This window comes from Desulfuromonadaceae bacterium (assembly GCA_019429445.1).
Lineage (GTDB): Bacteria > Desulfobacterota > Desulfuromonadia > Desulfuromonadales > JAHYIW01 > JAHYIW01.
Genome location: JAHYIW010000006.1, coordinates 34,129 through 56,227, shown reverse-complemented (window position 1 = coordinate 56,227; position 22,099 = coordinate 34,129). Strand labels below are relative to the sequence as shown.

The window sequence follows — 22,099 nt, the reverse complement described above, 5'->3', positions numbered from 1 at the left end:
CTTCTGTGGAGAATTTGTTATTCAAGGTGGTGGATTATATCTGAAATGGAAAACTTTTCAACGCAATTTACTGATCAAGTCGTTCGCTGATCACCCCGCGCACATAAATTTCGACCATCTTTGCCCGGATTTATGCTATGAATCAGCCATGCAAAAACCAATCATTATCATTGGCGGCGGCGCGGCGGGGCTTCTGGCTGCCGGGACTGCGGCGCAAAACGGGGCCAGGGTTCTGCTCCTCGAAAAGAAAAAACGTCCGGGGCTGAAACTCTGCATTACCGGAAAGGGGCGCTGCAACCTCACCAATACCGCCGATCTTCCAGAGTTTATTGCCCATTTCGGGATAAATGGACGCTTTCTCCGCCAAGCCTTCCACCGCTTTTTCAGCAAAGAGTTGCTCGCATTATTTGCCTCTATCGGTCTGCCGGTGGTCACCGAACGGGGAGGGCGGGTCTTCCCCGAAAGTGGCAGGGCGGGCGATGTTGTTGACGTGCTGGTGGCGTGGGTTAAATCGTTCGGGGTCAAGGTCAGAACCGGTGCGACGGTCGCACTCCTGGTGAGTGACCAGGGTAAAATCATCGGCGTGGTGGTCAACGACAACATGATTGCCGCCGCCGCGGTTATCGTCGCGACGGGAGGCGCATCATATCCCGACACTGGTTCAACCGGCGACGGTTACCGTCTGGCCACCGCCGTGGGCCATCGCCTGGTGCCGATCCGCCCGTCGCTGGTCCCGTTGACGTCGAGCGATCCAGCTATTTTGCTGTTGAACGGACTTCAGCTGAAAAACATCAACGCGGCGCTTTTTGTGAACGGTAAAAAGGTGCGGGAAGAGTTCGGTGAACTGACCTTTACCGATACGGGGATTTCCGGCCCGGTGATTCTGACGATCAGTGGCGCGGTGGTCGATGCGCTCAATGAGGAGCAAAAGGTCGAACTGCATCTTGATCTCAAACCGGCCCTCAATGACAAAAAACTCGATGCCCGGCTGCTGCGGGATTTTCAGCAGCGTCACCAGGAAGAGTTAAAAAACATTCTGCGCGGTTTGCTGCCGATGGCGATGATTCCCGCCTGTCTGGCGATGACCGGAATCCCCGACGGACGTCTTGGACATAGCGTCACTGCGGTGGAAAGAAAGCAGTTGCGCTGCTGGATGAAAAACTTCATCATTCAGGTAAATGGTCATCGCCCGCTCGATGAGGCGATCGTTACCGCCGGAGGCGTGTCGGTCAAGGACATCGATCCCCGCACCATGGCCTCTAAAATCGTTGACGGACTTTACTTTGCCGGCGAGGTACTCGACCTTCAGGCCGATACCGGCGGATTCAATCTCCAGGCCGCATTTTCAACCGGCTGGCTTGCCGGTCTGTCGGCCGCAACGATTCACGCTGACACCAGATGACAGTACGATCAATCCCTGACCGCTTGCTGTCGGCGCAGGCTTGACACTCCTCTGCATCTTTGTAAAAATTCGTTTGGATTGTTCTGGATTTCCCTCGCTTTAAGGAGCCTGTTGTGGCCTCTCTGGACTTCGCCAAAGAAAAGCACCGCTTTCGCAAATTTTACGACAGCAATCGCCCCCGGCTGGAGAAGGTCTGCAAAGATTACATCAGCCTTGTCGGCACACTGCTTAAAGACGCCCGGGTCGGTGAGGTGACTAAAATCGAGGGGCGGGTCAAGGACCGGGAAGAATGCATCAAAAAATTCCACCGCAAGTATCAGAGCAAGCTCGAAACGGATGAACAACCCTACGAGATCAAGGACTATCTGTCCGACTTGATCGGCATCCGTGTGGTCTGTCTATATGAGGACCAGATCGCCGCCGTTTCGGAGGTGCTGCAAAAGCACTTCAGGATCATCGATGTCACTGACAAGATTACGGCTGTCGAAAGTACGGAGGGATCCTTTGGCTACAAAGGGCTGCATATGGATCTGGTCCTGAATGAGGAACTGGCCGCACAACAGAAATACCCGCAATATAACGATGTTCCGTTCGAAGTCCAGATCAGGTCATTGATTCAGGATGCCTGGAGTGTACTCGATCACAAGATCAAATACAAAAAATCGATCCCGGTCGATCTCAAGCGCCGGATTAATATTCTTTCCGCTCTTTTTGAACTGGCTGACCGGGAGTTCAAGGAAATTCGCAATGCGACCAGAGAGCTGATTCAGCAAGCCACGGTCGCGCCGGTGGTCGAATTGCCTGACGCCAACAGCGAAGTTAGCGAACCTTCCTCAACCAGCGACAAAACCATCAATGCGTTTAACTTTCTGCGCATCGCCACGCATTTTTTCCGTGATTTCGAATTCGAGGATTACAAGGTTGACGATTTTGTGCAGGGGATTTTAAGGCTGGACGATTCTTTCCAGAAAGCCGATCTGCACAAAAGTTTGACCGAAAACCTGAAAATTGTCAGTGAATATCGCGATAATTTCATGCTCGAAAATCCCGACAGTTCCTTCAGACCCTACACCACCATCCGCCATTGTCTTTACCTTTACAATCCGGAAACTTTCAGCCGGATTCTGGCCACCCGTCCGAAAGAACGTTTTACCAGCTGGTTACAGGAATTTCATGGCGGCCCGCCCTGAGCCCCTTGGGTCCAGAGCTCTGATCGTTAACTATGTTCCCTGACGCCCCCTGCACCGAGATTCTTTCTTTAACCGTGCAACTCCCTGCTAAATCAGCTTTTCCCTTGACTTATCGTGCTGTTTTGATAGGTTGCTACACTTGATTTTTATCTGAACCGGCGCGGAGGAAACCATGGATTACAAAGACACCCTGAACTTGCCAGTGACCGATTTTCCGATGCGCGGCAATCTGCCGCAACGTGAACCGGAAATGCAGAAAAAATGGCAGGAGATCGACATTAACGCCAAGCTCGAGGAGCGCGGCGTCGAGCTGCCGAATTTTACCCTGCACGACGGTCCTCCTTACGCCAACGGACATATCCATATCGGCCATGCGCTGAACAAAATTCTCAAGGACATCGTCATTCGCAGTCGCCGCATGCAAGGGTTTTATGCGCCCTATGTTCCCGGTTGGGACTGCCATGGTCTGCCGATTGAACTGATGGTCGACAAACAGCTCGGCAAGAAGAAGCGCGACATGAGCAAAGCGGAAGTGCGTAAGGAGTGCCGTGCCTACGCCGCAGAATGGGTCAGGATCCAGAGCGAGGAGTTCCAGCGTCTCGGCATCTTTGGCGACTGGGAGCATCCCTACCTGACGATGACCCCTGACTATGAAGCCGCCACCGCCCGTGAACTGGCCCGCTTTGCCGAGCGCGGCGCGCTCTACAAGGGGAAAAAACCGGTGCACTGGTGTTCGTCATGTGTCACCGCGCTGGCCGAGGCTGAAGTCGAGTATGCCGAACACACCTCGGTATCGATCTTTGTCAAATTTCCCTATCTCGACGAACTCCCCGCGGAACTAGCCTCCTTGCAGGGGAAGCCCCTTTCCTTTGTCATCTGGACGACGACCCCGTGGACGATCCCGGCCAACCTCGGTGTGTGCCTTAATCCCAAGCTTGACTATGTTGCGGTTGCGGTCAACGGCGAAGTGCTGGTCTTCGCCGAGGCGCTTCACGCGGCGGTACTCAAGGAGCTTGGCAGCAATGATTATCAGGTGCTGGCTACCTTCTCCGGGGAACTGTTTGACAAGAAGAACTGCAAGCACCCGTTTTACGATCGCCCGTCGCTGATCATGCTCGGCGACCATGTCACCCTCGAAGCGGGAACCGGCTGTGTTCACACTGCTCCCGGTCACGGCCAGGATGACTACGTGGCCGGTTTGCGTTACGGGCTGGAGGTGTACAATCCGGTCGATGATTACGGCCGCTATCGCCCCGAGGTTGAATTCTTTGGCGGCATCAAGGTTGCCGAAGCGAACGACGCAGTCAACGCCAAACTGACAGAAGTCGGTGCACTCCTCAAACAGAGCAGCCTGTCGCACAGCTATCCGCACTGCTGGCGCTGCAAAAAACCGATCATCTTTCGCGCGACCGAGCAATGGTTTATCTCAATGGCAAAGAACGGCCTGCGTGACAAAGCTTTGCAGCATATCAACGATGTGCAGTGGATTCCGCATTGGGGGCGCGAACGCATCTACAATATGATCGAGAGTCGTCCCGACTGGTGCATCAGCCGGCAACGCAGCTGGGGGGTGCCGATCACTGTTTTCTACTGTACCAAGTGTGATGAACCCCTTGCCGACGGCAAGATCATGCACTATGTTGCCGACCTTTTTGAAAACGGTGGCAGCGACCAGTGGTTTGAAAAGGAAGCCCATGAACTGATGCCGACAGGCACCACTTGCCCGGCCTGCGGGCATGACCAGTTCCGCAAGGAGATGGACATCCTTGATGTCTGGTTCGATTCCGGTGTGTCACACGCCGCCGTGGTCGAAAAACGTCCGGAGCTGTCAACCCCGGCAGATCTGTACCTGGAGGGGAGCGACCAGCATCGCGGCTGGTTCCACTCGTCGCTGCTGGCGTCGGTCGGCACCCGCGATGTCGCTCCGTATAAAGCGGTTCTGACTCACGGCTTCGTCCTTGATCAGAACGGGCGACCGATGTCAAAATCGATCGGCAACGTCGTTTCACCGGAAGAGGTGATCAGCAAGTTCGGCGCTGAAATTCTGCGCCTGTGGGTTGCCACTCAGGATTATCGCAACGATACCCGCGTTGGCGACGCGATTCTCAAACAGGTGTCGGAAGCCTATCGGCGCATTCGCAATACCGCCCGCTATATTCTCGGCAATCTCCACGATTTTAACCCGGCAACCGATCTGGTCGCGCCCGGCGAGCTGGTCGAAATCGATCGCTGGGCGTTATCAAAACTGGAGGGATTGACCTCCCGCGTTGAAAAAGCTTACGCAGACTACGATTTTCACATCCTTTATCATGCGGTACACAATTTTTGTTCCGTCGACATGAGTGCCTTTTACCTCGACATTCTCAAGGATCGTCTCTACATCGCTCCGGCTGCCAGCATCGCCCGGCGCAGCGCGCAGACCGCCATGTATTATATCCTCGACGCGCTGACCCGGTTGATTGCGCCGGTCCTGGCCTTCACTGCCGACGAGATCTGGGCCGAACTGCCCGGTGAACGCGAAGTGAGTGTTCATCTGGCGCGCTTTCCGCGTTTTGAGCTGAAGCTGATCGACAGCGAACTGGAAGCCCGCTACGAGCGCCTGATGAAGATTCGGACCGACGTGTCGAAAGCGCTGGAAGTTGCGCGCGGCGACAAGCGCATCGGCCATTCCCTCGACGCCAGGGTGCTGCTCGCGGCCGAGGGACCGGCGCAACAATTGCTCTATGATTATCGTGATGAGCTGGCGACCTTCTTTATTGTCTCGCAAGTCGAGGTATGTGAGACGCTCAATGACGGCTGTGCCGGTGAGCAAGTCAGCGGGTTGAAAATCCGCATCGACAAGGCCGCAGGCAAAAAATGTGAGCGCTGCTGGAACTATGCGGAAACGGTCGGCAGCCACACCGACCACCCGACCATCTGCACCCGCTGTCGTACGGCACTCGGTTGATCGGGAGCTGACCGATGCGTTTTCGGCTCCTTTTAGTGCTCACGCCGCTGCTTGTGATTATCGATCAGGCGACAAAACTCTATATCGACCGGAACTTTTATCTGCATCAGTCGGTGACGGTGATCGAAAATTTTTTCAACATCACCTACGTTCGCAACAAAGGCGCGGCGTTCGGTATTCTGGCGGACAGCGCAATCCGGATTCCGTTTTTTATCGTCATTACTCTCGTTGCTTTAATCGGTATCCTCTGCTATCTGAACAAGTTGTCGTCCACCCAGAGATTGCTTAATCTGTCGCTGGTGTTGATTTTTTCCGGAGCGTTCGGCAACCTGATTGACCGGGTGCGCTACGGGGAGGTTATCGATTTTCTCGACGTGTACTGGTACCGCTACCATTGGCCGGCCTTTAATGTTGCCGACTCGGCAATCTGCATCGGGGTCGCTTTGCTGCTGCTCGATATGTGGTTGTCAGAACGGGTAAAAAAGGGAGGAACCGTGACTTCAGGAGAAAATCCGTGAAATCGTTGCTGTTGATTTTCGGCCTGCTCACGACCTTGGGTCTGTGCGGCTGCGAAACCGGTCGCGGCTTGAAAAATGATTGACGCGAGGTCGGCAAGGAGATCGGTACCGGATTCTCTGAAACCGGTCGCGTAATCAAGGATTCTGTCAAATAAGAAGGAGATACCACAATGATTAAGCAGTGGGCGATCCTGCTGATTGTGCTGTTTAGCGTCAGCGGCTGCAATACCGTCAAGGGGTTGGAAAAAGACCTCACCAAGGCGGGGAAGGGGATCGAAAAAGGGATTGAAAAGACCGGCGAGGGCTTGGAACGCCTGGGTGAAAAAATGCAATAGCTGACGCCAGCCTGAAATATTCTCACAAAAAAAGAGCGTGCCACCAGGGCACGCTCTTTTTTTACACTGTCGCAGTTGCCGAATTACTTGGCGAGCAGTTCAACCACTTTGTCGGTGAAGGGGTTAGCGAAGAGGATGATCATCGCCACAACGAACACGTAGATGGCCAGAGACTCGATCATCGCCAGACCGATCATCATCGTGGTCAGGATCTTGCCACTGGCGCCCGGATTACGCGCAACGCCTTCAACAGCTTTCTGAATTGCCAGACCTTGACCGATACCGGTACCGAAAGAACCGAGACCCATGCCGATACCTGCTGCCATTACACACCATGCGAAAAATTCCATTGTTTTACTCCTTCTGAAACTGTGGGTTTATTGTTCCTAAATAATATAGGACCTGATTCGCCGCAGCGAATTAATGCGCTTCTTCAAGTGCCCCGGCAATGTAGATCATCGCCAGCAGGGTAAAAACGAACGTCTGGATAAAGGCGATCAGCACCCCCATCAGCATCATCGGCACCGGTAACAGGAACGGCACCAGCATCAGGAAGATCATCAGGACGATTTCATGTCCATACATGTTCCCGAAAAGACGCAGTGAAAGCGACAACGGGCGAGCCAGATGGCCAATAATTTCAATAATGAAGATCAACGGTGCCAGCACCAGGATCGGGCCCATGAAGTGTTTGAGATAGGACACGCCATGCTCCTTGAATCCAATCACATGGGTCATCACAAAGACCGTCAGCGCCAGGGCAAAGTTGGTGTTCAGGTTTGCCGTTGGTGGATAAAAACCGGGGATCAACGCAATCAGGTTCGAGACCAGAATAAAGAGCGCAAAGGTCGCCAGCATCGGGAAGTAAGACATCCCTTTGGGCCCCATGGTATCGTGAACCATCCCTTCAATCCCGGAAACAACGGTCTCCATGAGGTTTTGCACCCCATCCGGAACCATCTTCACCGCACGGGAAGCAATAAATGCCAGTACGATCAATACCAGCATGACAAACCAGGTATAGGTTACGTGCTCGCCGACATGCATGTGCAGTTGTTCTTCAAGCCACTTCAGAAATAAAAATGGGTGAGTCATGAGCTTACGGCCTCCTCGTAAACATCGATCGTTCTATGGCGACCCAGAGAATATTCAGGATCACGGTTGACAACCCGACGGCGAGTCCGAGAGGATTCACCTTGAGTACCACGATTAAAACCACCAGGGTCGCGGCCAGTGCGCCGAGTCGCACAAAATATGAATGTTTAAAACCACGAGCCGCGAAGCTCGTCGGATTTTGCAGCGTTTTTACCAGCGCGTGATGCAGCCAGTAAAAACCGATAATCGCGGTCAATCCGCCAGCCAATACGCCAAGCGTGACTGCTTTCGAATGCCACAATAAACTGAGAATCAGCAGTGCACAGAGAATAACCCAGTTGCGTATCGCCAGCTGCCGGGGCAGCTGTTCATCGCGGTCCGTCTCCACCTTCTTGGTTGTCGTCATCATTGTGTTGCTGGCGACGCAACTCCCGATCCGTTAAAATGTAAATATTACGAAAACCCGACACAATGCCTAAGCCGAGGAAAATCATGGTTAACCACGGCTCGGTTCCGAGCCACTTGTCAAGATAGTGCCCCATCGCCAGACCGATGAGGGTCGAGGCAACGATCGAAATGCCCACACTGGAAAGAAATCCCAGCGATTTAATCAGTTGCCGTTTGTCTTCAGCCATAATTTTTAATTGGATACAGCATACAGATCGAGGGTAAAAACCACGGATAAATAGCACAGTGAAGAGATCAGTGTCAACCGCTTTGTGCACCCGCCAATCCCCTGGCGAAAATAGTGACCTCCGGTTCATTGCGCAAGGAACCGGCCCGGTTTTCTTCCTGTTTTTTGAGAATAACTACCTTTTTATAAATTTAATGATAAGATGTTTGCCGATTCGTTTTATGGGTGGCTGAACACTAACGTAGTCGGGAGGAAAGTATGACTGAGAAAGCTGGCGTTGCTGCAGAAACCGTATCAACAGAAACTGAGGTTTCTCGAGAGGATCAGGCTGCAAAAGTTGTTAAAAATCATCTGTACATGGCTGCCGGTTTTGGAGTGATTCCCATTCCGATTGTCGACATGGTTGGTTTTATGGCCGTGCAGTACGACATGACGAGGAAGATCACCGACATTTACGCCGTCGATTTTTCCAAGGAGCGGATACGGACCATTGTTATTTCTCTGCTCGGCAGCATCCTGCCCGTCGCGCTGACCGGCACAGCGGCCAGTCTGCTCAAGTTTGTTCCGGTGCTGGGTACTTTTTCCAGTTCGATTGCGGTCAGTTCTCTGGGCAGCGCCTCAACCTACGCCATCGGTCGGGTGCTGATCCAGCATTTTGAAGCGGGCGGAACGTTGCTTGACTTTGATGCGGCGAAAATGCGTGACTATTTCAAGCAGGAATTCAAGGCTGGCAAGGAAACGGCAAAAGCGGCCAAATAATTTGTCTTTTACCGGGGTTTCCAGCGGGAACCCCGGGCTTCTCAGGTGGGCTGTCATGGGATTGCTTCTATCGCCGTATTTTCTGGTTTACCTGTTGGTTTCGATTGTGGTCGCGTTGTTCGGCTGCCAGAGAAAGCTCGGATTCTGGGGCTATCTGTTTGCCTCTTTGCTCCTTACTCCGCTGCTCGGTCTGTTGCTGGTGATTGTTTCGGCTAAAAAACCTTCCCCGGCGTGAGCACCCTGGTCTGTCTGCCTTTCGCGGGGGGCAATCAATCGTCTTTTGCTTTTCTGCGGCGGCACCTTCAACCTGACCTTCGGCTCAAGGTGCTGGAGTATTCCGGGCACGGACAACGGATCAATGCCCCGTTGCTCGATTGTCTCGACGCCGTCGTTGAGGATGCCCACCAGCAACTGCTCGCCGCACCGGAAGATGATTATCTTCTCTTCGGGCACAGCATGGGCGCCTGCGTTGCTTTCCTCCTTGCCGAGCGACTGAACCACTCTGTATTGCCGCCACCCAAACATGTTTTTCTCAGTGGCCATGGTGTCATTACCGAGCGTCGCAGACGCCAGCGGCATCTGCTCCCGTCTGACCAGTTTTTCGCACTCCTTGCCGAGATGCAGGGGACCCCGTCGGAAATCCTCGATTGCAGGGAATTGCTTGAACTTTTTGAGCCGATCTTGCGAGCGGATTTTGCCGTGCTGGATAACTACCGGCGCACAAACTTTTCACCACTGCCGTATTCTTTCACCGTGCTTCACGGACAAAATGACGTCCATACCTCGCGTGACAGTGTGCAGGCATGGCGCAGATTGTGCCTCGGTGATTTCAGCTTCCATGAATTTTCGGGGGGACATTTTTTTATTCATGACCACCCGCAGATGCTTGCTCAACTTATTGCCGATGTTGCTTTTGGCTGAAAACATGGAAGCCGAAACAAATATTGTTGTTGCATTTTGTACCCCCGAGTTTACTCCGGGGCAGGAGGGCTTTCTGCCGACAAGCTTTCTTGCGGCGGCGAACCGCTATCATCAGCCGCTTGATCGGCAGCGGGCCATTGCCGGTAAATTGCTGCTCCGCGAGATTCTGATGCGTTATTTCGGCTACCCGCATGATGTCTTGCAGCGAGTCGCCAGGACTCCGCTCGGCGCTCCGGTCCTTCTGGAGAGCACGCACCACCTGAGTATCACCCATGCGGGAGAACTCGTTGCCTGTGCGGTGGGTGACGCGCCGGTTGGAATCGATCTGGAACAGGCCCCGATCGAAGCTTTCGAAAGTTGCTTGCGGGCCTTCGGTGCGTCGATCACTGCAGCGCTGATGAAAAAAGCGGACCCGGCAAGCGAATTTCTTTATTTGTGGACGCGCACGGAAAGTGTTCTCAAGGCCAGGGGAACGGGAATAATCAACGATCTGTCGGGAATAAATGTTTTTGCTGAGACGTTGCAAATCGCTGATGAGCTCTGGTACACTCGCGAGGTTGCAACTGGCCGTGCTGACCACCTTTGTCACGTTGCCAGCCGCACCCCTCCGGTTATCCAGCGGTACACACTGCAATTATAACCAAAGCGGGATACGCTGCCCCGTTATTTTCCATGCGACCGTTCGCCAGAAAGATGCCTTATGGCAAATACCTTGATTAAGCTGGTTCTGCTTCCGGTTATTTTTTCGGTTCTCTGGTCGCCGTCACTTTTCTGCGCGCAATTTTCCGCGGATATACAGCGCATCAAGGAGCGGGGGACAATTGTCGTCGCCCGCTATCATGAAGATCGTTTCCCCTTTTTTTTCCATTCTGCCGGAAATCTTGCCGGGCTCGATGCAAAAATCGCCGAAGAGGTGGCCCGCCTGCTGGGGGTTACGGTTGAGTATCACATTGCCTCATCGTTTGATGAAATTGTCGATGTGGTTGCTGCCGGTCAGGCTGACGTCGGTATTTCCGAGCTGAGTATTACTCTGGCTCGCGCCCAGAAAGTAGCCTACACTGAACCGTATGCACTCTTGTACAAGGCCCTGTTAATCGACCGGGTCGGGGCGACGCAGCGCAAACGCGGCGATGATCCGTTTCTGCTCTGCAACCATCCTGACGCCAGGATCGGCGCGCTGAAAGGGTCTTCACACCTGGAAACGGCAAAGGAATTTTTCCCTTTGGCAGAAATTTTGCCTTATGCTTCATTCCTCGATGCGGTGGCGGCCTGTCTGGCCGGCGAGATTCTGGCCGTTGTGTCTGATGACAGACAGATAACCTATCTGCTGCGCGAGGATCCGGCCATTGTTCTTAAACTGCGGGCCATGATTCTCAAGGATCAAATTGACCCGATCGGTATAATCACCCATGCTGACAATACCCATTTGTTGTCGTGGCTGAATCTGTATCTGCACACGCGAAAAATCAGCTATACGACCGATTCGCTCCTGAAGCTTTATGCGCCCCCCGCAGAACATTAAACAGCAGACGGAATGCTATTTTTATGGTGTCAAAAAGAGCAAACAAAGCGGCAAGAAAAAATCTGCTGTTGAACCCCTGGATCGCGCTGGGGGGGATGCTCGCCGGCGCGGTGTTTGGGCTGTATTTCAGGAGCTTCTCTGATTATCTCGGTTCAGTCGGCAAATTGTATATGGCCCTGCTGGGGATGGGGGTTCTGCCGATTATTCTCACCGCAACGGTTTCCGGGATCGGTCGACTGTTAAAGTCGGGGACGTCGGGGCGTTACATCAGGCGGCTGCTTGCGGTCTTCTCCGGGGGAGTGATCCTGGCATCGCTGGTGGGGGTGGCAGCCGGCATTATCGGTCGACCGGGACTGAACCTTGACGACCAGACCCAGGCGGAACTCGGCAGTATTTTTCTGCGCGCGGAGGTTTATTCATCGACCGAAAACGCCAGTCCTTCGGCAAATTTCTTTGAATTTCTGCACAAGCTGGTTCCTGACAACTTCTTTTCGTCGCTAAGTGAGGGGCAAACCCTTTCGGTTGTTCTGGTCTCCATTCTGCTCGGGTGCGCCGTTGGTCTGAGCCAGAAAAAATCGAGCCAGATGGTTCTGGATGGCCTGGATATTTATTATGACGCGTTTTTGAAAATCATTGGCTGGGTTCTCTATGCGCTCCCGGTTGGATTGTTTTGTTTTTCTGCCGGGCAGGTCGCGACCGTCGGACTCGGCGTCTTCGTGGCGCTGGGGAAGTTCATTCTGGTTTTTTACCTGGCCTGTTACTTCATGTGTTTTTTATATTCGCTGGTCATCTGGCGTTCAACCAGTCTTTCACTGTTCCAGTCATTGCTGAAGCTTAAGGAGCCTTTGATTATGGCGTTCGGCACCCGGAGCAGTATCGCAACGCTGCCGGTGGCGCTGCGCTGTCTGAACGAGGATCTCAATATTGATCGGGAAGTGTGTGACATGGTTGTCCCGCTCGGGGTGGTGCTCAATAAACACAGCTTTCCACTCTGTTTCTCCCTTACTGCCGTCTATGTTGCCCAACTTTATCTGCTCCCACTCTCGTTCAGTCAATACGCACTCATCGTTCTGACCTCGACTCTGGTGGGGATGGCGGCTTCCGGGCCGCCGTTGGTCGTCGCCGCTATGGTCACCTTTGTGCTCGGGCCGGTGGGGTTGCCGGTCGAAATCGGAGTGATCATGCTTGCCGCTGCCGGGCCGATCATTGAGCCGATCATTACCGTGCTGAACATTCATGCCCCCTGTGCCGCCGCCTGTCTGATCGACCGGCAGGGAAGCCGTTCAAAAAAAAGGACTGAGCCAATAATTGCGGTCGGTGGAGCGTAGTAAAAGGAATCGGTTAAAGATATTTCAGCAGCAAGCTCCGCAGAAAAAGCGCACGAGCATTTATTGCGGATATTCCGGTCACCCTTCAATCGGTTGATTTGAACGTTTTGCAAAATGGAATTTATGGAGGATAGTCGTTGCTTATGACCAAAATCATTGCCATTGCAAATCACAAGGGCGGTGTTGGTAAAACCGCGACAGCAGTTAGCCTGTCCTCAATTTTTGCCGGGCAGGGGCGCAAGGTTCTACTGATAGATTTTGATCCTCAGGGCAACGCCTCTGCCTGGCTGCATGCCAGGGAAAGCGGAGGAAACTTGCTGGCGGCTCTGGCCGCCGAGGCTGATCTTGTTGTCGAGGACACCAGCTTCGCTGGTTTGCAGCTGGTCGCCGGGGGGCTTCCATTGGCCTCCGCGCAAAAGGTTCTGGATACGGAAACAGGTGCGGAGCATTTGCTGCGCGAATTGCTGCAACGTTCAGTCGGCAGCTGGGATATGATCTTTCTGGACTGCCCCCCCGGCCTCGGTTTTCTCACCCTCAACGCCCTTGTCGCCTCCACCGATATTTTGCTCCCCCTCGAAGCGCATCCGCTGGGATTGAGAGGGGTGAATGATTCGCGCAAGGTGATCAACGCCGTCCAGCAACGTTTGAATCCCGCAACCAAAATTACGGGGGTTCTCCCCTGTCGTGCCCATCTGCGTCGCACCCTCCATCGCGAGGTCATGGTCGCGCTTGAATCCGCCTTTCCCGGACACGTTGCGCCGCCGGTCCGGGAGAATGTGGCCCTTGCCGAAGCGCCCGCTCACGGTCTGCCTATCAACCATTACAGCCCCCGCTCCCATGGTAGCAATGACTATCGCAATGTTGCCAGATGGCTGTCACGACAGATGTCCAAGGAGGAGGTATGACGCGCAAACCAAGAATGCCGCACAATCCGTTGCTGGAGGATCTGGCCGCGTCGCAGGCGGAGATTGATGTGATGCTGGGGAACAATTTTGGCCGTTCGCGAGTTGCCACAGTGCCTCCGGAAGCAAACGAACCCCGCTCAGAGAGCGCGGACGATGAGCGCCGACGCGAGGCTTTGCATCTTTTGCGGCGGCGGGTTATCGCGGCCTCGGGAGCCGGACTGATCCCTTCACCTTTTCTCGATTTGGCAGCCATCGCTGCAATTCAGCTGGAGCTGGTGAAAGCTCTGGCGGCACTCTATAATGTTTCATTTCGAGAATCTCTGGGGAAAAGTCTGCTCGCCTCCCTGACCGGCGGGGCACTCCCTTTCCTTGTTGCTCCGAGCCTCTGTTCTCTGCTCAAAGTTGTTCCGCTTGTCGGCTTTCCGGTCGGAGCGCTTTCCGTTTCGACCGTTGGAGCAGCAACCACGTACGCGGTGGGGCGCGTCTTCATCATGCATTTTTCAGCTGGAGGGACACTGCTCGACTTCGATCCCCAGGCAATGCGTGATCACTTTCGCAAGGAGTACGCGGCGGCACCGCAGGCAGTCAAAATCAAACATCACGATTGATCATAGTATGTTCCCGGTTGTTAAGCTTATCTCCAGCAAGGGGTTGCCATGAAAACGATTGCTTTGAAATTCATCACCGTTGCCCTGTTCTTCCTGTTATTGCCCCAGCCGAGTTTTGCCGGGGAAGAGGCCCCGCCCGCTCCAGCCAACTGGTGGGTGAAGAGCGCGCTTGACCCGACCGCACAATATGAGGGGGTGCTGCTGAAGGCTGATCTGTCATTCACCTACAACAAGCTCACCGGCAACACTGCCGGGTATGCCCGGGGGATCAATTCCGGGGTGATTCTGCGCAGCGGACAATTTACGGGGCAGGCGAGTCACGAAAGAAACGACAAAGATATCACCCAGGGCGCAGATCGGGTGGAAAGTGAAAAATGGACGACCGTTGTCACTGGACAGTTCGACCTCTGCCGCCATGGCTATGTCGGGGCAGGGCACATCTGGGAGCTGGATACCAACAACAATATTGTGCTGCGGAAAATCTTTATTGCCGGGGTGGGAAGTTACGTGCTGAGCTCCGAAAAAGCCAATGTGAATGTTTTTCTCGCCGCCGGGCAAACGGACGAGGAATATGACGCAATCGTTCAACGTTACACATCGCTCGTTCGACGCAACTACAACATGCTGTATTTTTATCAGACGTTTGACTGGCAGATTACCGAATGGCTCGGGTTGAGCCAGGGCTTTCGCCTCATTCGCTCTTTTTCAAAGATGAATGAATTTGACATGCAGGGCGACACTTCAGCGACATTTGTTTCCGGCAAGAGTGAACGCAACCTGATTCAGGCGACGGTTGAGTTGCAGATTCCGGTGCGAAAATATTTAAACATCTTTACCACCTACCGTTACAACTACGATTCACACCCCTGGCCGGGGAACAAGAGTGCCGATACGCTGACGACCACCGGAATTCGTTTCTCTTACTAAAAGGCCTGTAGGAAAATAACATGACCATCTTGCATCTCATCTTTCGGCCATCTTCGGTCGCAGCTCAATCACAAAATCCTCGACTTAGCCCTGCCAGGCCTGCGGTTTTGTTCAATCGCTGCAACCGAATCTGACCCAAATCTGAGCGCAATATCGGCCACCTTGTTTTCCTGCAGGCCCTAAAAGACGGCATTATGAATCACCGAATTTTACAAGAGCTGTTTGAAGCTGCTGCGGTAGAGCATGCCGCGCGTCCGGCAGTCATCGCCGCCGCTAAAAGTATCAGCTACGCCGAGCTTAACGCGCGGGCCAATCGCATTGCGTGGACGCTCAAGGAGGCTGGACTCCCGCCTGGGGGAATTGTGGCCCTGGTCTTCGATTCCTCCATCGCATATATCTGCGCTCTTCTGGGGGTACTGAAGACGGGCTGTGCCTTCATGCCGATTCCGCGTAATATCCCTGCCTCGCGTCTGGCAAAGGTGTTTAGCCACACGCGTCCCGGTGCTTTGATTAGCTCCGCGACGGAGGCGGATCTTCTTTGCACGTTGCTGGAAGAGCTGCCGCTACCCGTTCCTGTCACCGTGCTGCTTGACCATCAGGGACAACCCGAAAGCCACGGCAAAGAACCGGGCCAGCCTGCGGTTACACTTGCGCACGATAACCCGCCGTCATTGGCCACTGCCGATGCGGGAGCCTACGTGATCTTCACCTCCGGATCGACCGGGGAACCGAAGATAATTCTCGGACTGCAAAAAAGTCTCTGCCACTTCCTCCACTGGGAACGGCAGGAATTCGCCCTCGATGCTTCGTTGCGCACCCTGTCCCTCGCTCCGCCGACGTTCGACGTCAGTCTGCGTGATCTGCTGTTGCCACTGTCGTGTGGCGGTGCCGTCTGTATTCCGGATCCTGCCGTACGCCAGAATATTCCCGCACTGGTGCGTTTTGTCCGCGCGCACGGGGTTAACCTGATCCATTGCGTCCCCTCACTCTTTCGCGAAATCACCCGGCATCTGGTGGCGGATGACCCGACCGGTTTTAGCGCGGTGAACTATCTGTTGCTGGCCGGTGAACCGCTCTACGGTGCTGACGTCATCCGCTTTCGCGAAGGCACCGAGGGCGCGACGGAACTGGTCAACCTCTATGGCCCTTCGGAAACCACCCTGGCAAAGTTATTTTTCCGTATCGGTGACGAACCGCTCGCGCCGGGGCAGATCGTTCCGGTGGGACGCCCGATCAACAACACGGCGGCCCTGATTCTCAAAAATGGCCGCCTGTGTAAAATCGGTGAAGTCGGTGAAATTCACCTCAAAACCCCTTATCGCTCCGGCGGCTATCTCGGCGCGGAGGAACTCAACGCGCAGGTTTTTATCCAGAACCCCCTCAGCGATACCCCGGACATCATCTACAAAACCGGTGACATGGGACGCTATCGCCCCGATCGCGCGGTTGACTTTATTGGCCGCCTCGATCGCCAGGTCAAACTGCGTGGTCACCGGGTCGAGCTGCCGGAGGTCGAACAGGCCGTGGCGGCCATCGACACGGTCCGCCAGGTGTATGTCGCCACCCATCTGCGCGAAGGGCTGGTCGATGGCCTGATCGGTTATTTCACTGCCGACACAACGCTTGAAACGGCACAGCTCAGCGCCTCATTGCAGGGGACCCTTCCCGACTATATGATCCCCGCCATCTTTCTGCAGCTGGAGAAATTTCCTCTCAACCTGCACGGCAAGGTCGATCCACAACGGCTGCCCAAACCGGAAGCGCTCCTCTATCAACAGGACGCGTATGTCCCCCCCAAAACAGCCACGGAAAAACAGCTTGCGGCACTCTTCGCGACCACTCTCGGGCTGGAGCGCATCAGTGTCGACAGCTCGCTGCTGGCAGCCGGGGCCAACTCCCTGACGATGATCAAACTGGCCGGATCGCTCTACCGCGAGCTGGGCGTGAACGTCGACATTGCGACGATCTTCGCCAAACCGAGTGCGCGGCAACTCGCCGCCTGGATCGATGCCGAGGCCGGGCGCGGCGAATATCAGCCGATCCCGCGGGTTGCGACCGCCGCCAGCTATCCGCTCTCCAACGCCCAGCGCCGCCTCTGGGTTCTTGACCGGATGGAACCGGGGAACTGCGCCTACAACGTCTTCGGTGCCGATCGCATCGACGGGCCCCTCGATTTTGACGCACTGCAAGCGGCCTTTGCCCGACTGGTCGAACGCCACGAAATCCTGCGCACCATCTACGGCGAGGTTGACGGCGTGCCGTACCAGCGGGTGCTGAGCGACGTGTCCTTCAGCGTCGCGCGCGAAGACCTCTCTTGCTCCCCCGGTCCGGAATCCGCCGCAGTGCAACGCTGCGTCGAACTGGCCGCGCTGCCGTTCGAGCTGACCACTGATCTGCCGCTGCGGATCCGGCTGCTGCGGCTCGCCCCGCACTGTCACCTGCTGGCGTTCACCATGCATCACATTGCCGGGGACGGCTGGTCGCTGGGGGTATTGTTGCGCGAGTTTCTGGCCCTTTATCGGGCGGCGGTCAACCAGGAAGTCAACCCGCTGCCGCCACCGACGCTGCACTATCGCGACTACGCCGCCTGGCAGCATGCCCGCCTGGAGGGAGGCGAGCTGGAGCGGGAACGCCACTATTGGCAGCACCGCTTGGCGACGGTCGCCGAGCCGCTGAATCTGGCCACCGACTTTCCGCGTCCGCCGCTCCCCTCCTGGCAGGGGGCGACCGGTCAGGACCTCTTTCCCGCCGCGCTGAGCGCGGCGTTGGCCACCCTGGCCACCACCCACCAGACCAGCCTCTTCATGGTTCTGCAAACACTGGTGCGCGTGCTGCTCTACCGTTACACCATGCAGGAAGAAATCGTCCTCGGCACCGTCAGTGCCGGGCGCACCCATCCCGACCTTGAGGATCAGGTCGGTTTTTATGTCAACACCTTGGCTCTGCGTGAGACCGTCCGCCCCGCCGAGAACTTTGTCACCCTGCTTAAGCGGGTCCGGCAGAGTACCCTGGAGGCGTTTGACCATCAGTCCTATCCCTTTGACCGGCTGGTCGATGAACTGCCGCTGTTGCGCGATACCGCCCGCGCCCCGCTCTTCGATGTCATGCTGGTACTGCAGAACAACGACGTGCCGCGCTTCGCGGTCGAGGGGCTGACGATCACCCCGTTCGATATTCCCGAACACACCAGCCGGTTTGACCTGACCTTCCTCTTTCAGCCGCAAGATGAGCAGCTGGCGGTGCAGCTCAACTACAACACCGCCCTGTTTCGTCCGGCGACGATCAGCGCCATGCTCACCCACCTGCACACCCTGGCCACGGCGCTGGTCGCCGACCCGCAGGCGGCGGTGGGGCAGGTCGAGATGCTGGCTGCGGCAGAGCGGCAGCGGATCGTGGCGGCATCCCGGGGAGAAGCGCGTCCGTTGCCGGACGGCATCACCATCATCGATCTGTTCCGGGCGCAGGCTAACAGCACGCCTGACCATCCGGCGCTGGTAGCCCAGAGTCGCAACTGGAGTTACGCCGAACTCGACCGGGTCACCGACCAGATGGCGATCAACCTGGCAGCGCACCACGGTGTCACCCCCAAAGACCGCGTTGCGCTCTACTGCGCACGGGGGCCGTGGACGGTGCTGGCGGCGCTGGCGGTGCTCAAGGCCGGTGCCATCTACGTCCCGATCGACGCCCGTTATCCGGCCGAGCGCGTGCAGTTTCTGCTCGCAGATGCCGCTCCGGCGCTGGTGGTCTGCTGCGAGGTGGACAGCGCCGGGGCGCCGGTCGGAGACCGACCGCTGCTCGCCGCACCTGACTTGGCGGCAATGAATGCGAGCCATCCACTCCCCCCCGTGCCGCGCCCGGCAGATCCGGCCTATCTGATCTACACCTCCGGTTCCAGCGGGCAACCGAAGGGGGTGCTGGTGCCGCATCGCGGGATGGTCAACCTGGCGCGGGAGCAGCAACGGGGATTTGCTCTTGAATCGACCGACCGGGTCTTGCAGTTTGCCGCGCCGGGGTTCGATGCCGCCGTCGCTGAAACGTTTGTCACCCTGACCTGCGGCGCGACCTTTGTTTGTACCACCGAAGCAGAGATTGAAGATCGGGAGAGAATGCTGGCGCTGCTGACCGGGCAGCAGGTGACCGTGGCAACCTTTCCTCCGTCCTATCTGGCAAATTTTACCGCCACGGAGCTGGCCGGGCTCACGACGATCATCACCGCCGGGGAGAGCCCTTCCCCACAGCTGGTGCGGGAATTTGCTCCCCGCTTGCGTTACATCAATGCCTACGGCCCGACCGAGAATACCGTCTGTGCCACGTTGCACACCGTCAACCCGGCGGACAGCGCTGCTGACACCATCCCGATCGGGCGCCCGATCGCCAATGTCGCCACTTATCTGCTCGACCGCCAGTTGATGCCGGTGCCGGACGGGGTGGCGGGGCAGATCTGCCTCGGCGGCGTGGCTCTGGCTGACGGCTACTGGCGGCGACCGGAACTGACCCGCCAGGCGTTTGTGCCGCATCCGCTGGTTGCGGGGGAACGTCTCTACCTCACCGGCGATCTGGGCAAACGGCTGCCGGAGGGGGAACTGCTCTTTCTGGGTCGCATCGATGAACAGGTCAAGATCCGCGGTTACCGGGTGGAACTGGAAGAGGTGCGGCAGGTGCTGGCGCAACACCCCGACATCCGCGATGTGGCGGTAACCCCGCTCGGCGAAGCGGGGGCCTGGTCCGATCTGCTGGGCTGTTATGTGACCACTGCGAACGGACCGACCCCGACCGAGTTGCGCAGCTGGCTGAGCGCCAGACTGCCGCATTTCATGGTGCCGGGGCGGCTGCTGGCGGTTGACCGAATTCCGCTCAACCGCCATGGCAAGGTCGATCTGCGCGCGCTGCCAGCACTGCAATCAAATGCGTCTCAAGTGTCTGCAAATGATGCGCTGACCGATCAGCACGAGTTGCTGGTTGCCGGTTTGTTTGCCGAGGTGCTGGGTGTCCCGGTCACCGGCAGATCCGCCCACTTTTTCGAGCTCGGCGGCAATTCGCTGCGCGCGCTGCGTTTGCTGACACGGTTACGGCAACACTTTCCTGACGTCAGTGCCGCCATGCTCTATCGCCATCCATGTCTTGGCGACCTGTGTGCCGCCCTGCAAACCGGCCCCGCGCCATTTTACACCATCCATCATGAGGGGACGGATTCTGCCGTCGATATCTTTCTCTTTCCCTCGATTGACAATCTTTTTGCGCCGATCAGCAGCCGTATCGCCGAGGCACTCCACCCCCATCGCGTCATCTCTTTCAATTTTTCTCCAGAGCGGTTTACCGACCGTTGCGAACAAACGGTGCGTGAACTGATGCGCACACCACAGCAGACCCTTTTTGTCGGCTACTCGGGAGGGGGGAACTTTGCCTGCGATATTTCCAGCCGGTTGGGCACGAATGCCCCGAAAACTTTATTGTTGCTCGACTCGTGGATCTTTGAAGAAGCCCCTGACCCGGCAGATTATCTGTCGTGGAATCAGGAACTCTGTGATAGAATCGGCTCGTTTGATTATCATAAGCCATGCTCGGACTACATTAAAGTCTTGCCGCGCTGTCATGGTGCGGTCACGGTAGCCAGCGACATCGTCCTGATCGCCTCGACCGATAATGAACGTGAAGACCGCAAAATGCACCGCCAGTGGGAGCAAAAGACCGCCGGTATGTTTCAGACTCTGCCGGGAAACGGTAATCATTTCGCGATGGTTGACGACGAACATTTCGCACATAACATCCAAATTACCAAGAGGATTATTGATGGACTCACAACGGTTTAACCAGTTCCTTATCCTTTCGAGATATGCATCTGTCAACCTCCTCCTGATCCTCCTGCTTTGCCTGACCGCCTGCTCCGATGAGAAGTTGGGCAACTATCCCCAGCAAAGTCTCGACGAGATTGCGCTGGAGCGGACTGAAACCCTCAACGTACCCTCCGTCAGTATCGCGGTGCGCAGTTCAAGCAATCAGGTCGATACCGTTGTGCATGGCGTGGAAGACCTGACCACCCAGGTTCCGGTTACGATTCATTCCCTCTACCGGATCGGTAGCCTGACCAAAATGTTCGTCGCCGCTAAAATTTTACAGATGGTCGAAGCCGGGCTTTTCTCGCTGGGCGATACGCTGGCAGAGCTTCTCCCCGCCGAAGCCGTGGTGTTGAACAACTACCGACCGCAAGAAGTGCAACTGTTCAACCTGCTCGATCACACCAGCCTGATTTGCAGTTTCACTGAAATGCCGGAATGGGGCGGAAAATTCACCAGCGAACCAACCTATCGTTGGACACCGGCGGAACTCCTCAATACCGTTGCACCGTTCAATGTCGATTATTGCAACGAGGAAGACCAAACCTGGCATTATTCGAATACCAACTACGTCCTGCTCGGCAAAATCATTGAAAAGTATGACCCCGCCGGGCGCTCCTATGGTCAGGTTATCGCCGACGATATTCTCACCCCCCTTGGCCTGACCGAGACGTTTATCCCCTCTTACCATTTCCCCGCCCTCAGCCGCTCCATCCACGGCTATGTTAACTGGAATTTTGACCTTGCGCCGCTGGAAGATGTGACTGCCATTGACTGGTCCTTCACCTGGGCCTCCGGTGAAATGCTGTCGACCCCGACCGATCTGACCCTCTGGGTTAAGTCGTTGCTGACCCCCGGCGTCGTTCTGCCGGCGGCAATGTTGGATCAGATGAAAGATACGGTCGATACCGGACTGGAGGGCGGTTATCGTTACGGGTTGGGATTGATGGAGATCAGCCTTTGGGGAACTTTTGGTCATGCCGGAGGTCATCCCGGTTTTGATTGTACCGCCCAATACCTGCCGGAATACGACCAGTCCGTCGCGATGTGTGAAAATCGCACCCTCGGCAACCATCAAAAAACCGATACGGCCTTCCTCGGTTCCGTTTTGCGCAGTCTGCATCCGGAAAAAAATTACCCGCTGCTGCCGGGAACCATTCTGTTGACGGATTAA

At 55.9% G+C, this 22,099-nt stretch carries 20 protein-coding genes; 16 read left to right on the top strand and 4 right to left on the bottom strand.

Annotated features, from left to right (window positions below):
• The first annotated feature begins 148 nt into the window (after positions 1-148).
• The 5 genes from K0A93_03320 (at position 149) to K0A93_03300 (ending at position 6,392) form a co-directional block, all read left to right on the top strand.
• Positions 149-1,402, top strand: coding sequence for an NAD(P)/FAD-dependent oxidoreductase (locus K0A93_03320; protein ID MBW6511137.1), 1,254 nt, complete (start codon positions 149-151; stop codon positions 1,400-1,402).
• 113 nt (positions 1,403-1,515) lie between these two features.
• The gene (locus K0A93_03315) at positions 1,516-2,592 is read left to right on the top strand and encodes a (p)ppGpp synthetase (protein ID MBW6511136.1); all 1,077 of its coding nucleotides are present in this window, start codon (positions 1,516-1,518) and stop codon (positions 2,590-2,592) included.
• A gap of 172 nt (positions 2,593-2,764) precedes the next feature.
• Positions 2,765-5,539 (top strand): isoleucine--tRNA ligase, encoded by a 2,775-nt coding sequence (gene ileS / locus K0A93_03310; GenBank protein ID MBW6511135.1) that lies wholly within the window; start codon positions 2,765-2,767, stop codon positions 5,537-5,539.
• Between the two features lie 14 nt (positions 5,540-5,553).
• Positions 5,554-6,057 carry a signal peptidase II gene (lspA, locus tag K0A93_03305; GenBank protein MBW6511134.1) on the top strand — a complete coding sequence of 168 codons (504 nt, stop codon included), beginning with the start codon at positions 5,554-5,556 and terminating at the stop codon, positions 6,055-6,057.
• A 170-nt stretch (positions 6,058-6,227) separates the two neighbouring features.
• On the top strand, positions 6,228-6,392 hold the full coding sequence (locus K0A93_03300; protein ID MBW6511133.1) for a hypothetical protein: 165 nt from the start codon (positions 6,228-6,230) through the stop codon (positions 6,390-6,392).
• Between the two features lie 83 nt (positions 6,393-6,475).
• Here K0A93_03300 and atpE read toward each other — a convergent pair whose 3' ends face one another.
• From atpE to K0A93_03280, 4 genes are all read right to left on the bottom strand, one after another.
• Complete coding sequence (gene atpE, locus K0A93_03295) at positions 6,476-6,742, bottom strand: ATP synthase F0 subunit C (protein MBW6511132.1); 267 nt, start codon at positions 6,740-6,742, stop codon at positions 6,476-6,478.
• 70 nt (positions 6,743-6,812) lie between these two features.
• Positions 6,813-7,487, bottom strand: a complete 675-nt coding sequence (atpB, locus tag K0A93_03290; GenBank protein MBW6511131.1) for a F0F1 ATP synthase subunit A — start codon at positions 7,485-7,487, stop codon at positions 6,813-6,815.
• A 4-nt stretch (positions 7,488-7,491) separates the two neighbouring features.
• Positions 7,492-7,896, bottom strand: a complete 405-nt coding sequence (locus tag K0A93_03285) for an ATP synthase subunit I (GenBank protein MBW6511130.1) — start codon at positions 7,894-7,896, stop codon at positions 7,492-7,494.
• A complete protein-coding gene (locus tag K0A93_03280) occupies positions 7,856-8,122 on the bottom strand; it encodes an AtpZ/AtpI family protein (GenBank protein ID MBW6511129.1) in 267 nt (88 codons plus the stop codon). Before K0A93_03280 ends, K0A93_03285 begins: the two co-directional genes overlap by 41 nt.
• Before the next feature lie 257 nt (positions 8,123-8,379).
• Between K0A93_03280 and K0A93_03275 the strand changes: the two genes are divergently transcribed.
• The 11 genes from K0A93_03275 to K0A93_03225 all read left to right on the top strand — a co-directional run bounded on the left by K0A93_03275 (position 8,380) and on the right by K0A93_03225 (position 22,099).
• Positions 8,380-8,880, top strand: a complete 501-nt coding sequence (locus K0A93_03275) for a DUF697 domain-containing protein (GenBank protein MBW6511128.1) — start codon at positions 8,380-8,382, stop codon at positions 8,878-8,880.
• Between the two features lie 55 nt (positions 8,881-8,935).
• The gene (locus K0A93_03270; GenBank protein ID MBW6511127.1) at positions 8,936-9,115 is read left to right on the top strand and encodes a hypothetical protein; all 180 of its coding nucleotides are present in this window, start codon (positions 8,936-8,938) and stop codon (positions 9,113-9,115) included.
• Positions 9,112-9,801: an alpha/beta fold hydrolase gene (locus K0A93_03265; GenBank protein MBW6511126.1), complete on the top strand. Its 690-nt coding sequence runs from the start codon at positions 9,112-9,114 to the stop codon at positions 9,799-9,801. The genes K0A93_03270 and K0A93_03265 overlap by 4 nt, the downstream gene beginning before the upstream one ends.
• A 4-nt stretch (positions 9,802-9,805) precedes the next feature.
• Complete coding sequence (locus tag K0A93_03260; protein ID MBW6511125.1) at positions 9,806-10,441, top strand: 4'-phosphopantetheinyl transferase superfamily protein; 636 nt, start codon at positions 9,806-9,808, stop codon at positions 10,439-10,441.
• Positions 10,442-10,501: 60 nt separating this feature from the next.
• On the top strand, positions 10,502-11,323 hold the full coding sequence (locus K0A93_03255; GenBank protein MBW6511124.1) for an ABC transporter substrate-binding protein: 822 nt from the start codon (positions 10,502-10,504) through the stop codon (positions 11,321-11,323).
• Between the two features lie 23 nt (positions 11,324-11,346).
• A complete protein-coding gene (locus tag K0A93_03250; GenBank protein ID MBW6511123.1) occupies positions 11,347-12,651 on the top strand; it encodes a dicarboxylate/amino acid:cation symporter in 1,305 nt (434 codons plus the stop codon).
• 143 nt (positions 12,652-12,794) lie between these two features.
• Positions 12,795-13,556 (top strand): ParA family protein, encoded by a 762-nt coding sequence (locus tag K0A93_03245; GenBank protein MBW6511122.1) that lies wholly within the window; start codon positions 12,795-12,797, stop codon positions 13,554-13,556.
• The gene (locus tag K0A93_03240) at positions 13,553-14,164 is read left to right on the top strand and encodes a DUF697 domain-containing protein (protein MBW6511121.1); all 612 of its coding nucleotides are present in this window, start codon (positions 13,553-13,555) and stop codon (positions 14,162-14,164) included. Before K0A93_03245 ends, K0A93_03240 begins: the two co-directional genes overlap by 4 nt.
• Positions 14,165-14,212: 48 nt before the next feature.
• Positions 14,213-15,091 carry a DUF481 domain-containing protein gene (locus K0A93_03235; GenBank protein MBW6511120.1) on the top strand — a complete coding sequence of 293 codons (879 nt, stop codon included), beginning with the start codon at positions 14,213-14,215 and terminating at the stop codon, positions 15,089-15,091.
• A 194-nt stretch (positions 15,092-15,285) separates the two neighbouring features.
• Positions 15,286-20,901, top strand: coding sequence for an amino acid adenylation domain-containing protein (locus K0A93_03230; GenBank protein MBW6511119.1), 5,616 nt, complete (start codon positions 15,286-15,288; stop codon positions 20,899-20,901).
• Entirely contained in the window at positions 20,882-22,099 is a 1,218-nt protein-coding gene (locus tag K0A93_03225) for a beta-lactamase family protein (protein MBW6511118.1), read from the top strand. The genes K0A93_03230 and K0A93_03225 overlap by 20 nt, the downstream gene beginning before the upstream one ends.